Origin of the sequence: Bradyrhizobium sp. (assembly GCF_035570375.1) — a bacterium.
Classification (GTDB): Bacteria; Pseudomonadota; Alphaproteobacteria; order Rhizobiales; family Xanthobacteraceae; genus Bradyrhizobium.
In genome coordinates, this window is sequence record NZ_DATMLW010000011.1 from 1 (window position 1) to 13,949 (window position 13,949).

The window sequence follows — 13,949 nt, forward strand, 5'->3', positions numbered from 1 at the left end:
TTTCGTTTGTTTTCAAGCGGGAAGCATTGTGTCTGTTGCGCCTATAACCAGCGTTTTCATATGCTTTATCCGCGGTTTTGCCTTGAGCGAGGGCGTGAGCGAATAGTTCTTGGCGCTGGTTTCTAAGTGCAGGCATTAGCTTCAAGTCCCAGAATCCCAGCAGACGATAGCAGACCCCGTTTGCCTCACCGGTTCGCGGGTCAATGCGCCCACCAGCCATTAGTCACCGTCTTTGCGTAGTAGTCGTCGTCTATTCGCCGTCGAATTTCATCCTGTGTGCCCTCGGGCAGATCATTGATAAACACGTAAGAGTCACTTCCGGGGGCCTCACGAACAATTGGCGGCCATGACAGACCGCTTCGTCCGACAATTCCAATCCGTCGCCATATGGATCGAAATAATTAGCGTGCCAACGTGCAACCTCTGCCGTTGCGGGATTGATTAACTCGCCAGCGGCAAAACGCTGTTCCATCAACTTGCGATACTCATCACTGTCGTAAGTCATAGAAATTCTCCGTTTTTGAACGATTCTTCAGGTGGTACGGGTCGTTTGGTCTCAGAAGGCCAGCCCGCTCGAGAACATCAATTCGTCAGATCACCGCACCAACAGGATCAATGACCCGCACCTTGGATGCCGCGCCCAATTTGCCAAGTCGCTTTTTGCAATAGCGACGATATCGGACATTTGCCCTCGGCTCTTTCGGACATTCAGCGCTCCGCCGACGCTCCTGCGCTATCGCATTGCCCTTGCGATGTAACCCCTTGCTCAGGCGTTGCTCCACTCGCCATTTCTCCTCAGCCTCACGCGCGCGCTCGGGCAGCGACTTGGCAATCTTTCTGTCGGCACTGCTCTTCTTTTTTTGTTCGATTTTAGACATCTCTTCATCTCCATCATTTGTTTTCACATCTTGTCCCAGCCGTCACCGCCGCGCTCCCCCCTTCTGGGAGTCAGTGACACTGAGTTCAGCTAGACCGTCGGGCGCACCTCGCCTTCCCACGCGGGAAGACAAGGTTTGCTTCTCGGTCTCGTGACACTTGAGACGAGCTGAGCCGTGCACCTGTACGGTGCGCGCGTCGATCTACGATCTGCTCAATTACTTGTTGAGTGCGGGCCGGGGTCATCCTGTCGGTCCTCATCGCGTCCTCGTTAATTGCTTAATGGCGGCGGCAACACATCGCTGTCGACCAACGATGTGTCACGTCCGGCTCCTCTGTGGGCCGGGTCTCTGGCGCGGCGTGCCTCACTCTGCACACTTTGCTCTTTCGGCGTACACCGGGCTCTCCCCCGGCTTCTCCCCCCACGGTCGGATCCCATGGTTTGGCCCCGGCTGCTTTCACGGGGCGCACGGCACAGATGCGCCGTTCATCCTCGAGGTGGGCCGGTCAGGATGTGTCGATGTTGATGATGGTGACCGTCGATGCAGAAATCGTGCGAGGTGTCATAACCGCGCCTCCCGATGGACGTTCTCGATCCGCTCTGGCAGCGAGGCCAGGATGGCGGCCGCGGTGGGGTCAATGGCGCCAGCGTGCCTACGGGAGAGCCGATTTAATGCCTGGCCGGTCCTGCAATAGCTCCGACCCTCCCAGCGCGCTGTCCCGCGCCTCTCTCCGCGACGACGCTGCAAAACCCACTGGACGCCGGCGGCGCAGACGACGACCCGCCACCTGTCATTCAGATGGGTGATAACGGCGTGGTAATCGTCGGCCTCTTCGGACTTAGAGCATTTAGCCGAACGGTGACTGGCGCGCGCGTTCATGTCGGCACCGCCATCGCAAAAACGGCTGCCGCGAAATGGCGCTCTGGTCCCGCTGCGAGTTTTCCTTCGGAGCCAGCGAAACCTCGCGCCAGCAATCGCGCGGCGGCGTTTGCCTCCATGAGAAGAGATCGAGTTGAAGATTGAGGAAATGATTGCGATGTCGGCATAGGTAACTCCAATCGTTGACCCGGTGCGCACGCTGATCCCCGCTAAGGAAAGAGTCGTGCGGCCGGTTTTTTTGTTGATGGGGTTAGGGAGCGTTCCGAGCGAATTTAGACGTCGGTGTGACCCGGGCTGATGAGGATTGGTGCCCAGCCAACAAACCTCGGATGTCTTCAACGCGCCAAGCGGTGATGCGCGGCCCCAGCTTGACGGGCTGGGGGAAGGTCCCTGCCTTCACCATTCGCCAGAGAGTTGCCGACGAAAACGGGAAGATCGCCGGGATCAATTGGGATTGGCGCAAATAGCCGGTGGCCGGCATCGCGCCATACGTTTCGGGATTTGTTGCCATGTCGCGTGACCTCTTGAGTTGGGTTGGTGCGACATGGACAAGATGGCGATTCGCAATGCGCATGTCGCAATTGCGACGCCCCATTTACGCAATTGCGGATGGGTTACTTGAACTCCTCTAGGGCGCCGGGGATGCGCTTCAAGTGGTCCTCGATGGCCCGGGGGGAGACGCCGGCGCCCATCAGGTCGGTTTGGCTTCCAATTGCCGCAGCGGCGGCAGACGGCCTAGTGACGTCTATCTTCGCCATCTTGGCTAGAGCTGCGATGATAACCAACAGTGTCTCGCGCTCGCGCTTACCGAGCGGTTTTTCGGCTTTCCGGTCCGGCTCCGACAGTCGCGCTTCCAGATCATGAAGCGCGGAGGTTCGGACAACGATCACGGCATCGGCAGGGAGGCCATCAGCGGGGTGATAACGGTCAGAAGCATCGCGCGGCTCGTAAATTTGACAGTAGATGCCGTCTTCCCGAGATACGATTGGATAGTCTAGCGGACCATCACGAAAGCCCATATCGACGTCGGGACCCTCCGTCAGAAGCTGATACCTTTGCTCGATCTCCAGACGCTCGTGACCGAGCATTGTCAAATCCCAGATACCATCGAGCAGTTCTGTTTCGCGAACATACTCCAGTACCCTGCCGTCGCCGAGCGGCAGGCCGTGAAGCGAGACCGATAATAATTTTTCACCTTCGTTAGCCGACGAACTTCCTGTTAGGCCGATCAAATCGTTGATAACCTCGAGCAGTTCTGTTTCGCTGGTCGCGGAGCGGCACGCCATACGACAACTGCAGAAATCCTCTTCACCTTTGCCAGCCGACGCACCGTCGGTCAGGCCGACCCAATCCTTAGGATTTTCCTCCCGCACCGTCCGTTTCGCATCCTCGGCTCGGACGGCAGGTCCGCAACGACCGCGGGCGCCGTTGACGAAATAAACCGAGAGTTTGAGGTGCCCGTCCAACCCGAGCCGCAACACGTCCGCTTCGCTGACATCCTCTCCGAATAGAATGCTTAGATGACGAGCGGCATCTGGAATGGTCAGCCACGGCTTTAGGTTCAACAGCTTTTTCACCTGAGGCATCCCTCCATCGAACCATTCGGCAACTGATGGGTTGCACGATGGGTGTGATGCCAAAAATCAAAATAATATAATGATTTCAAGCTATAATGGCGGAGAGAGTGGGATTCGAACCCACGGTACGGTTTCCCGCACACACGCTTTCCAAGCGTGCGCCTTAAGCCACTCGGCCATCTCTCCGGAGGCCCTCTCTTGAAGGGGCGGCGCCAGTTTTGCAAGGGACAGCAAGCGCGAGACGCGCTATTTCGGCAACCAATTGAAGTTACTTGGTGATTTTACGGATATGTTCGGGCAACCGGGCCGCCTCGGCGCAGGCACCTTGAACCGAGATCAGGCAACTGGCGACATCTCAGACACACTTTCAATCGAGCAAGCGGAGGCGAAGATGACGACCAGGCGGACTCTGATGTTTGCGATTGTCCTGTCTGCCTTTGGCCATGCCGGAAGCGCGCTCGCGCAGGTCTGTCACCGCGAGGGGTCCGCCGTGGCCTGCGATGACGGACGGCGTGGCGAACTCTCGGGCGATGCGATCATCTGGTCCGACGGTACGCGGTCGAGTTCGTCGCCGCATCCGAGCGTGATCATCGGCAACAAATCGTCGGTGCACGTCGGATCGGGCGTATTCGTCGGCCAAGGTAAGGGCGTCGTGCCGCTGGACGACCCGAAGGCACCGAACAAGACGCGCTGCGCCATTCTCGACGGCGTTTCGTATTGCTACTGATGTTTCGCTGACGAAGGCCGCAGCAGGCCGACCTTCAGGTCACTGCCCGCGCGTTGGAGTTCGCGGAACGAATCGGCCACAGGATCGGCGGCTCGCTCGCGGGCAATGTTTGCTCCCTGTCGCCGCCGGCCTCGCGTAGCGCATCGACGAATTCGGCGAACCATTGCTGGATCGATCGGCGCTGAAGCCGCGCCATCATCGCCTCCCAGCGCATGCGCCGCTCGAGCAGTGGCATCGAGAGCGCGACGGCAATGGTCCGCGCCATGCCATCGATGTCGTGGGGGTTGACCAGAAGTGCCGTTTCGAGTTCGTTGGCCGCACCGGCAAATTTCGAAAGCACCAGCACGCCGGGATCGGCCGGGTTTTGGGCGGCGACATATTCCTTGGCGACCAGATTCATCCCGTCGTGCAGGGGCGTGACGACACCGACCTGGGCCGTGCGATAAAGCCCCGCCAGCACAGTCTGACCAAAACCCTTGTTGAGATATCGGATCGGTGTCCAGTCCACCTCGCCATGCCGGCCGTTGACGTCGCTGATGAGCCTTGCGAGTTCATTCTGCAGCTGGCAATAGGCTTCGATTCCACCGCGCGAGGGCGTTGCGATCTGCAGCAACGACACCGTGCGCGACAGCGAGGGTAGCATTGTCCACATCCGGTCGAACGCCTTGATGCGGTTGACCAGCCCTTTGGAGTAGTCCAGCCGGTCGACCCCGATCGCGAGCTTCTCGCCGTTCAGGCTTCGACGCAATCGCGATACATCGGGATGCGACGTGGCCTTCGCGGCTTGCCGCGCGAATTTTTCGTTGTCGATGCCAATCGGAAATACCGCCATGCGCGTCCTGCCGTGGCGCGACCTGACGACATCGCCGTTGATCTTGAAACCGGGAGAAGAGCAAAGATAGGCGCGGAAATTCTCGCAATCATCCTTGGTCTGGAACCCGATCAGGTCATAGGCCAGCATGGCCTCGACCAGTTCGCGATGGTGGGGCACGCCTTCGATGACGTCACGCGCCGGCCACGGCGTATGCAGAAAGAAGCCGATCGGCTCGGTAACGCCAAGTTCACGCAGTTCGCCGCCAAGCGCGAGGAAATGATAGTCCTGAACCCAGAAAACGGTATCCGGCTTCTTGAAGCGCAACAGCGCGCGCGCCATGAAGGCATTCACTTCCCGGTAGGAAAGATAGTCTTCCTGCGAGGCCCGGATCAGATCGGCGCGGGAATGAAGTGCCGGCCAGAGCGCGGAATTGGCAAAACCTTCGTAATACCCGCCGTAATGCGCGGCCGGCAGATCGAGCATCGCCAGCGCGCCGGTACCCAGAGCTTCGACTTCGGCGAACGGTTCCTTCTGCGCACCTTCGCGGACGCGGCCGCTGGAACCCACCCAAATCGCACCGGATTTTTCCACCACCGGCAGCAACGCGGCCGCAAGTCCCCCGGTGATGGGTTCATTGATATTACCGCGCGAAACGCGATTTGAAACGACGACGAGGTTCACAACGCTCCCCTCCGGTGCATCGGTCGCCTGTTTAACTGTTATTCATCAATATGGTTCCTGGTCACTTTTTCAACCAATTGAAACCAAAATCGGGCGCAGCAATGATCGGAAAACGGTGCTGCCGGGGAAAGAAAATTGCCGCGTACGCGGTCACTCTCTCGCCGCAGCTTCGCCGTCAACCAGACGCGCGAGCCACGCACGAACGTCACGCGGCTCGTCAAAATGGCCCGCTACACCCTCTGCCCGCCGTCCCACCGAGAAGGCAAGCCCGCCAAGGTCAGGCATGATGACAAATACCGATTCATCGGTAACGTCATCGCCGATAAATATCGGACGCCGCCCTCGAAACGGCTCGCGCCGCATCAATTCGCGAACGCCCATCGCCTTGTCGAAGCCCACTTGCTTGATTTCGAAGACGCATTTTCCCGGCAGCACCTCGATCGGCGCATGCGGCAGCTCGTTCCTGATCAGGGAAATGGCTTCGTAGATCGCTTTCTCCGCATGCGGCGCCAGCCGGTAGTGAAGCGCCAGCGAATAGCCCTTGTCCTCGAGCAAAATGCCCGGGCTCAGTCTGGCGATAGCGGCGAGGCGGCGTTTCAATTCCTTGTCCATGGGCGGCGCATGCGTCGCCACGGCTTCGCTGTCGCTCGAGAGCCGCATCTCGGCACCGTGACCCCCGACGGCCGGAAATTGATCCGGAGCAAAAATCAGATCGATATCGTTCAGCGATCGCCCGCTGACAAGAGCGAGCGCGCCTGATGTCTTGTCGCTCAGACGGATAAGGGTGTTGGCCAGTCCCGGCGGCACCCAGACCTCGCGCGGGGTCGGCGCGAGGTCCAGCAGCGTGCCATCGATGTCGAGCAGGATGGCACACTCGCCGAGGTGCTGCGCCAACTCGCCCACCATCAAGTTCGGCGAAACTTCCCCGATGCGTTGCACACGTTCCTCGGCCGATTTCTGACCCGCCAAATCCTTCTTTCTCACATTCTACTCCACCACGGCGAGCGGCCGCGCGATCGATTCCAGCGTTCTGCGTTCGGCCGCGATGCAATAGCGCCACGCAATCATGGCGGCCGCCACCATCAATACCGCGCCGAAAAGATAGCCTGCAAAAACGCTACCGCGCGAGCCGGTATCAATCAGCAAGCCAAACAAGACCGGGCCTGCAACGCCGCCGATTCCGGTCCCCACCGCATAAAAGAGCGCGATCGCAAGAGCCCTGACCTCAAGCGGAAAAGTCTCGCTCACGGTGAGATAGGCGGCACTTGCGGCCGGAGACGCGCAGAAGAAAATTACCATCCAGGCGATGGTCTGGCTCTCGGCGCTCAATGCGCCGATCGAAAAGAGATAGCCGGTAATCGCGAGCAGAACCCCGGAGACGGCGTAGGTGAGCGTGATCATGACGCGACGCCCCAACGTGTCGAACAGTCGGCCGAGCACGAGGGGTCCAAGGAAATTTCCAGCTGCAAACGGAAGGATGTACCAGCCGATCTGGTCCGACGGGATCCCGTAAAATTCGATCAGGATGAGCGAAAACGTGAAGAAAATCGCGTTGTAGAAAAATGCCTGTGCGACCATCAAGGCCATGCCGACCAGCGAGCGCTGCCGATAAAGCGTAAACAGGGTATGCGCAACCTCGCGCAGCGGCGTGTGATGGCGCATCCTAAGCTTGAGCTTCGGCCAGACGCGTTGAGGTGATACCTGTTCAGTTGGTTGGTCCTGCACCTGACCCGTTACCGTGCGCTCGATTTCGGCGACGATTTCATTGGCACGATCGGGGTGGCCATGGATCACCAGCCACCTTGGGCTCTCGGGAATCCACATCCGCATCACGAACACAACAAGCCCGAGGCAGGCGCCGGTGAGGTAAGCAAGGCGCCAGCCGACGTCGACGGCGAGCCGCTGCGGATCGAGCAGTACAATGGCGCTCACCGCGCCGAGCGCCGCGCCGATCCAGAAACTGCCGTTGATCACGAGGTCGGTCCAGCCGCGGTAGCGCGCAGGCACCAGCTCCTGGATGGTGGAATTGATCGCCGTGTATTCTCCGCCGATACCTGCGCCGGTCAGAAAGCGGAACAGCGCGTAGCTTTCGACACTCCAGGAGAGCGCGGTCAAAGCGGTCGCGGTCAGGTAGACGGCCAGGGTTATGAAAAACAGTTTCTTGCGGCCGATCCGGTCGGTGAGCCAGCCGAAGCCGAACGCGCCAAGCACCGCGCCTGCAAGATAGGAACTGTTGGCGAGCCCGACATCGAAATTGGAAAAATGCAGGGTCGGGCTTTCCTTCAATGCGCCGGACAGCGCGCCGGCGAGCGTCACCTCAAGCCCATCAAGAATCCAGGTGATGCCCAGCGCCAGAACCACGCGGGTATGGAAGCCGCCCCAGTACAGTGCGTCGAGACGGAACGGAATGTTGGTCTCGATGAGGCGATCATCGGTATTTGCCGCGGAGGAGGTTGCGGCAACCGTCACATCGCCCTGCCGTCGCAGCAAATCCATCGGACCGAACCAACGTAACGAGAAGTCTCGGGAGTGACGTTTCGGATTGTTTGAGCCCCTGAATACCGTCAACGGCCAATATCAATGTCTTTCCGGCGCCTTAAGTTCCAGCATTTAGGCGAAGGAACCAATCGTCGACAAGCGGGTTCGCATCGAAACCGGACAAAATGGCATGACCGCACATCGGAAATCGGCTTCACGCGCTGTAACGAAACGAAAAAATTCAAGGCGAAGGGCTGCGACGGCAAAAGCGCGAAAGACGACCCGTCGCAAGATGGCATCGAAGCGCTGGTCACAGCGCGTCACGCGAGAGAGCGACGCCCTGGACTTGCAAGCTGGCGTCTTTGCGCAACGCGATCCGAAGCGGATCGCCGCCTCGCTCAAGCGTTCCGCGGAACGCAGTTCGCGCCGCAAGGCCGGCGCCTATCGCTCGGCGGTTTCGATGCTGACCTTTTACATCAATCGCGCGGGCAAGACGCTACCAAAGACGCAGCGGACGCGGCTGGAACGCGCCAAGGTCGAGCTCAGGCGCCAGTTCGGACGGGAGTGACGGCGTGATCGCGCGAGCCTGACGGCTCATTGTTGGAATAACGGCAGAGCAAATCCTGGGCTTTACGAGATTGCGCAAACCCGCGTGGTCGTTCGCGTCTGCGATCAAGCCGCACGGATATTGGTCATGAAACGGGCCAGTTCCTCGCGCAACCGGCTGCTTTCGGTCGACAGCGAGCGCGCCGAGTCCAGCACATTGCCCGATGCGGAGCCCGTCTCCGTCGCGCCGCGATTGACTTCTCTGATATTGGCCGCCGCCTCGTGGGTGCCGAGGGCGACGGTTTGAACGCTGCGCGCGATCTCCTGCGTCGCCGACCCCTGTTCTTCCACCGCGCTCGCAATCGTCGAAGCGATCGAGGAGATTTGCGCGATGGTGCCGCCGATCTCCTTGATGGCGGCAACCGACTCCTGGGTTGCGCCCTGCATGCCGGTGATGTGCGACGAGATTTCGTCGGTCGCCTTTGCCGTCTGGCTCGCAAGCGATTTGACTTCAGAGGCAACGACGGCAAAGCCCCGGCCGGCATCGCCGGCGCGAGCCGCCTCGATGGTGGCATTGAGTGCCAGAAGGTTTGTCTGCTCGGCGATCGCCGTGATCAATTTCACCACGTCGCCGATTTCCTGTGCGGCGCGCGACAGTTTGCCGATCCGGGTGTCGGTTTGCTCGGCCTGATGGACGGCGGCTTCCGCGATCCGATTCGATTCCTGCACCTGCCGCCCGATCTCGTCGACCGAAGCGGAAAGCTCCTCGGTCGCCGACGCAACCGATTGCATGTTGCTTGAAGCCTCTTCCGATGCGCCTGCGGCCTGGCTGGACAGCGTCTGCGTGGTTTCCGCGGTTCGCGTCAATGTGCCGGCAGCAGCCTCGAGCTGGACGGCTGATGCTGAAACATTGGCGACGATGCTGCCCACGGTCGCCTCGAACTCGTCGGCGAAGCGAATAAGCTCCGAACGCCGCGCCGCCGCGCTGGCTCTATTCTGCGCATCATGCTCGGCTGCTTCGCGCTCGGCCTTGGCAATCGCCCTCACCTTGAATTCCTCGACGGCGGCGGCCATTTCGCCAACCTCATCCTTGCGGCCGAGACCGGGCAGAACGACCTCGAAATTGCCGTTGGCTAGTTCCCGCATCGCCTTGCACATCGCGATCATCGGTCTGGAAATTCCCTTGCCCAGGACCACGGCCAGTATTCCGCCCAGGAGAAAGCCGCCGACGGCGAGAACCACCACGAGACGTTCCGTCTCGCTGATGGCAGCGTCGGATCCGGAATCGAGCCGTTGTTGATCGGACAGCAGATCCGCCTTCATTGCGTTCGACGCCTTGATGATCGCCGCCGCGGAATCGGTCATTTCAACGGAAAGCTCGTCGATTTCCTTGGCATTGTCGATCAGTTTGGACAAAGCCTGCTGATACTCTTCAAGCTGCCTGGCGGCTTCCTTGACGGCCTCTGCAATTTTTGCGTCGGCCGACGGAATCGCCTGCAGCGCGGTCTCGACGAATTTGAGACGCGCCATCGCGCTGGCCGCAACCGACTGGTCGGAATTGACGACGAAGGTATTGGCGAGCGCGCTTGCGGTTTGAAATTGCGCAGCCACCTTCTTCGCAGCGAGCGTGACGGCCGCAAGCTCGGAATCGTCCTCGACACCGCTCGGCAGGTCGTCGAGCTTGTAACGCAGCATATTGCCGCTGCGCATGAGCTGGTTCTGGGTCAAAAGCTCGGTGTCATGCTTTACCTTCACGACATCGGCAAAGATCTTGGTGAAGGCGCGGAATTCGCGGGCGAGGCGCGTGACCTGATTGATGCGCGCCGGATTCGCCGTGCTCCTCATCGATTTTTCGATGGCCTCTTTCAGGCCGGCTTCGGCCGCCAATGCAGCCTTGGCGTCGTCTTCTTTCCCGGTCACCGAATAATATCGTGCCAGCGCACGGTATTCGATCAGTTCGCGGTCGATCTTCTGGGCCGATTCGGATTCCGATACGCTGTTGCGGTACGCCACCACGCCTGAGGAAACGCGCTCGAATCCCATATAGGCCATGCCCATGCTGACCGCCGAGATGGCGAGTACGAACACAAAACCGAGCATGATTTTGCCGCGGAATCGCAAGGTCGGGAGCGTTAGCGATATTGATCGCGACCGGACGCGCTTCGTCAACTTCACCTCTGACCCCCGTCACTCCAAGACCCGGCGAAACCGGAAAACCACTGGCTCCGGATCCAGCCCGGCGCAAACCTAGAGTAGAATGGATAAGAGGTCGTAAATTGAGAGGGCCACCCCTGAAACGGACACTCTATATATGTCCCTCATGCCATCGGGGCGCCGGAGGGGTTGGCAACGCCGATATTTGCCCGTTCCGGACCTGCGACAACGGCGCGCACATCATCACCTTCCCACAACGGCAAACACATTCCGGCGCATAGCACTCCTCCGTCGCAGCGGGCAGGACGAAGTCGAACTCATTCCCGCTTGATGTGGCGGTCCGCCCCCTGACGGCCCAGGCGCATAACCGGCCAAAGTCGATGGGTGAAAAACGCGGGGGCGCGCGCGCACCCCCACGGGCGGTGCGAGGCTTTGGGCACCGGCCGTCCTGCCGCCTGCCTGAGCGGCGCTGAGCACAGGGACCAGAATCAAGCAAATCTGACGGCAACAAGACACTTCCGAGACGAAAATCCTAGTTGCAAAGTCTCTTCCTCGCGCTTCTAATCCAAACAAATAAAAACATTCGGGAGGTAGAGGCGTGTCAACCATCAAACTGACGGTGAACGGTAAAGCGGTCTCGGCCGAGGTCGAGGACCGTACCCTTCTTGTCCATCTCTTGCGCGATCATCTGAACCTGACTGGCACCCATATTGGCTGCGACACCAGCCAGTGCGGCGCCTGCGTGGTGCACATTGACGGTCGGGCGGTCAAATCCTGCACGGTGCTCGTGGGACAAGCCAACGGCGCCAATGTCACCACGATCGAAGGCATCGCCAAGGGCGACGAACTGCACCCGATGCAGGCCGCATTCCGCGACAATCATGGTTTGCAATGCGGCTATTGCACACCGGGCATGATCATGTCGGCGATCGATATCGTCCACCGCCACGGCGGCAAGCTCGACGAAACCACCGTCCGCCAAGAACTGGAAGGCAACATCTGCCGCTGCACCGGCTATCACAATATCGTCAAATCGGTGTTGGACGCGGCCGGCCGCATGAAAGTTGCGCAGGCGGCAGAATAATCAGCCTGAGCGGCATTGAAGGACTTTCGAAATACAAACCGGCCGCGATCGGCGTCTTCCGCGACAAAGGTCATGCGGTCCGACAGGGAGAGATGCAATGGGTGTTGAGGGTATCGGCGCCAGCGTGGTGCGCAAGGAAGACCGGCGTTTCATCACGGGTAAGGGGCGGTATGTCGACGACATAAAGCTTGCGGGCATGACATATGCGCATTTCATCCGCAGTCCGCACGCGCATGCGAAGGTCAAGAGCATCGATTCCTCGGCAGCGATGAAGATGCCGGGCGTGCTCGGTGTTTTGACCGGACAGCAGATCGTCGACGACAAGGTCGGCAACCTCATCTGCGGCTGGGCGATCACCTCCAAGGACGGCACGCCGATGAAAATGGGCGCGTGGCCGGCAATGGCGCCGGAGACGGTGCGCTTCGTAGGCCAGGCGGTGGCGGTCGTGATAGCCGAGAGCAAGAACCTCGCCAAGGACGCGGCCGAAGCGGTCGTCGTCAGCTACGAGGAACTTCCAGCCGTGCCCGACATTCGCGCCGCGATCAAGCCGGGCGCCCCGCAGCTTCACCCGGAAGCGCCGGGCAACATCATCTACGACTGGGTGATCGGCGATGAAGCCGCCGTCAAGGATGCGTTCAGCAAGGCGGCCAACGTGGTCACGCTCGAAGTCACCAATAATCGCCTGGTGCCAAACGCAATGGAGCCGCGATCAGCAGTCGCCGAATACGACGCGGCCGAAGAGCATTTCACTCTCTATTCGACTTCGCAAAATCCGCATGTCGCGCGGCTCGTGCTTTCGGCGTTCTACAACATTGCGCCAGAGCACAAGCTGCGGGTGATCGCGCCGGATGTCGGCGGCGGCTTCGGCTCGAAGATCTACATCTATCCGGAAGAAATGGTGGCGCTGTGGGCCTCCAGGAAGGTCGGTCGCCCGGTGAAATGGACCGGCGACCGAACCGAAGCCTTTCTTACCGACGCCCACGGCCGCGACCATGTCACCAGGGCGGAGATGGCGTTCGACAAGGACAACAAGATCCTGGGCTTGCGGGTGAAAACCCACGCCAATCTCGGCGCCTACATGTCGCTGTTCTCGTCGGCGGTGCCGACCTATCTCTACGCGACGCTGCTTTCGGGCCAGTACAACATTCCGGCGATCCATGCCGAAGTGATCACGGTCTATACCAACACGGTGCCGGTCGACGCCTATCGTGGCGCGGGACGGCCCGAAGCGAGTTACCTGATCGAGCGGACGATGGAGACGGCGGCGCGCCAGTTGAAGGTCGACCCGGCAGAACTGCGCCGCAAGAATTTCATCACGCAATTTCCGCATCAGACGCCGGTGATCATGGCCTATGACGCCGGCGATTTCGGTGCCTCGCTCGACGCGGCGCTGAAGGCGATCGACTATGCCGGCTTTGCAGCGCGCAAGGCAAAGGCGAAGTCGGAAGGCAAGCTGCGCGGGCTTGGTTTCTCCTGCTACATCGAGGCTTGCGGGGTTGCACCATCGAAGGCGGTCGGCAGCCTCGGCGCCGGCGTCGGCCTGTGGGAATCTGCGGAAATCCGCGTCAATCCGGTCGGCACCATCGAGGTGCTCACGGGATCGCACAGCCACGGCCAGGGTCATGAGACGACGTTCGCCCAGCTCGTCGCCGAGCGGTTCGGCGTCCCGATCAGCCAGGTGCAGATCGTTCATGGCGATACTGACAAGGTGCAGTTCGGCATGGGCACCTACGGGTCACGCTCCGGCGCCGTCGGCATGACGGCGATCGCCAAGGCGCTCGACAAGATCGAGGCCAAGGCCAAGAAGGTCGCCTCGCATCTGCTGGAGGCCGCCGAGGCCGACATCGTGTTCCGGGACGGCAAGTTCACGGTCGCCGGCACCGACAAGTCCGCCGCGTGGGGCGAGGTGACGCTCAACGCCTATATCGCGCACAAGTTCGCCGGCGCCGAGCTCGAGCCCGGCCTGAAGGAAGGCGCCTTCCACGATCCGACCAACTTCACCTTCCCGGCCGGCTGCCACATTTGCGAGGTCGAGATCGATCCGGACACCGGGGCGACCCACATCGCCAACTGGGTCGCGGTCGATGATTTCGGCACCGTCGTCAACCCGATGATCGTCGAGGGCCAAGTC

12 protein-coding genes and 1 tRNA gene are annotated in these 13,949 nt (G+C 60.4%); 4 read left to right on the plus strand and 9 right to left on the minus strand.

Going from position 1 to position 13,949, the window contains the following annotated elements; all coding sequences use genetic code 11:
- Positions 1–250: 250 nt before the first annotated feature.
- The 5 genes from VNX23_RS01270 to VNX23_RS01290 form a co-directional block, all read right to left on the minus strand.
- Complete coding sequence (locus VNX23_RS01270) at positions 251–505, minus strand: hypothetical protein (protein ID WP_325627170.1); 255 nt, start codon at positions 503–505, stop codon at positions 251–253.
- 85 nt (positions 506–590) lie between these two features.
- Positions 591–878 carry a hypothetical protein gene (locus VNX23_RS01275; RefSeq protein WP_325627172.1) on the minus strand — a complete coding sequence of 96 codons (288 nt, stop codon included), beginning with the start codon at positions 876–878 and terminating at the stop codon, positions 591–593.
- 1,129 nt (positions 879–2,007) lie between these two features.
- Positions 2,008–2,352: a helix-turn-helix transcriptional regulator gene (locus tag VNX23_RS01280; RefSeq protein ID WP_325627174.1), complete on the minus strand. Its 345-nt coding sequence runs from the start codon at positions 2,350–2,352 to the stop codon at positions 2,008–2,010.
- 19 nt (positions 2,353–2,371) lie between these two features.
- Positions 2,372–3,334, minus strand: coding sequence for a hypothetical protein (locus VNX23_RS01285; RefSeq protein WP_325627176.1), 963 nt, complete (start codon positions 3,332–3,334; stop codon positions 2,372–2,374).
- Positions 3,335–3,430: 96 nt separating this feature from the next.
- Positions 3,431–3,520 (minus strand) — tRNA-Ser (locus VNX23_RS01290).
- 205 nt (positions 3,521–3,725) lie between these two features.
- Here VNX23_RS01290 and VNX23_RS01295 point away from each other — a divergent pair.
- A complete protein-coding gene (locus tag VNX23_RS01295) occupies positions 3,726–4,061 on the plus strand; it encodes a hypothetical protein (protein ID WP_325627178.1) in 336 nt (111 codons plus the stop codon).
- A gap of 34 nt (positions 4,062–4,095) precedes the next feature.
- Here VNX23_RS01295 and VNX23_RS01300 read toward each other — a convergent pair whose 3' ends face one another.
- From VNX23_RS01300 to VNX23_RS01310, 3 genes are all read right to left on the minus strand, one after another.
- On the minus strand, positions 4,096–5,556 hold the full coding sequence (locus VNX23_RS01300) for an alpha,alpha-trehalose-phosphate synthase (UDP-forming) (protein ID WP_325627180.1): 1,461 nt from the start codon (positions 5,554–5,556) through the stop codon (positions 4,096–4,098).
- 150 nt (positions 5,557–5,706) lie between these two features.
- The gene (gene otsB / locus VNX23_RS01305) at positions 5,707–6,462 is read right to left on the minus strand and encodes a trehalose-phosphatase (protein WP_325627191.1); all 756 of its coding nucleotides are present in this window, start codon (positions 6,460–6,462) and stop codon (positions 5,707–5,709) included.
- Between the two features lie 81 nt (positions 6,463–6,543).
- A complete protein-coding gene (locus VNX23_RS01310; protein ID WP_325627182.1) occupies positions 6,544–8,052 on the minus strand; it encodes an MFS transporter in 1,509 nt (502 codons plus the stop codon).
- Positions 8,053–8,224: 172 nt separating this feature from the next.
- Here VNX23_RS01310 and VNX23_RS01315 point away from each other — a divergent pair, with 172 nt between their 5' ends.
- Complete coding sequence (locus tag VNX23_RS01315) at positions 8,225–8,602, plus strand: DUF3175 domain-containing protein (RefSeq protein ID WP_325627184.1); 378 nt, start codon at positions 8,225–8,227, stop codon at positions 8,600–8,602.
- Between the two features lie 104 nt (positions 8,603–8,706).
- On the opposite strand, the gene VNX23_RS01320 is transcribed toward VNX23_RS01315, so the two are convergent.
- Complete coding sequence (locus VNX23_RS01320; protein ID WP_414642934.1) at positions 8,707–10,749, minus strand: methyl-accepting chemotaxis protein; 2,043 nt, start codon at positions 10,747–10,749, stop codon at positions 8,707–8,709.
- Positions 10,750–11,332: 583 nt separating this feature from the next.
- On the opposite strand from VNX23_RS01320, the gene VNX23_RS01325 reads away from it, so the two are divergent.
- Entirely contained in the window at positions 11,333–11,818 is a 486-nt protein-coding gene (locus VNX23_RS01325; protein WP_325627187.1) for a (2Fe-2S)-binding protein, read from the plus strand.
- A gap of 97 nt (positions 11,819–11,915) precedes the next feature.
- Positions 11,916–13,949: xanthine dehydrogenase family protein molybdopterin-binding subunit (locus VNX23_RS01330; protein WP_325627189.1), on the plus strand; the 2,034-nt coding region annotated here is incomplete at its 3' end.

Bases quoted from the DNA above. Each gene is read 5' to 3' on its own strand.
- VNX23_RS01270 (WP_325627170.1), bottom strand. From the start codon at position 505: ATGACTTACGACAGTGATGAGTATCGCAAGTTGATGGAACAGCGTTTT.
- VNX23_RS01275 (WP_325627172.1), bottom strand. From the start codon at position 878: ATGTCTAAAATCGAACAAAAAAAGAAGAGCAGTGCCGACAGAAAGATT.
- VNX23_RS01280 (WP_325627174.1), bottom strand. From the start codon at position 2,352: ATGGGGCGTCGCAATTGCGACATGCGCATTGCGAATCGCCATCTTGTC.
- VNX23_RS01295 (WP_325627178.1), top strand. From the start codon at position 3,726: ATGACGACCAGGCGGACTCTGATGTTTGCGATTGTCCTGTCTGCCTTT.
- otsB (WP_325627191.1), bottom strand. From the start codon at position 6,462: ATGGTGGGCGAGTTGGCGCAGCACCTCGGCGAGTGTGCCATCCTGCTC.
- VNX23_RS01310 (WP_325627182.1), bottom strand. From the start codon at position 8,052: ATGGATTTGCTGCGACGGCAGGGCGATGTGACGGTTGCCGCAACCTCC.
- VNX23_RS01315 (WP_325627184.1), top strand. From the start codon at position 8,225: ATGACCGCACATCGGAAATCGGCTTCACGCGCTGTAACGAAACGAAAA.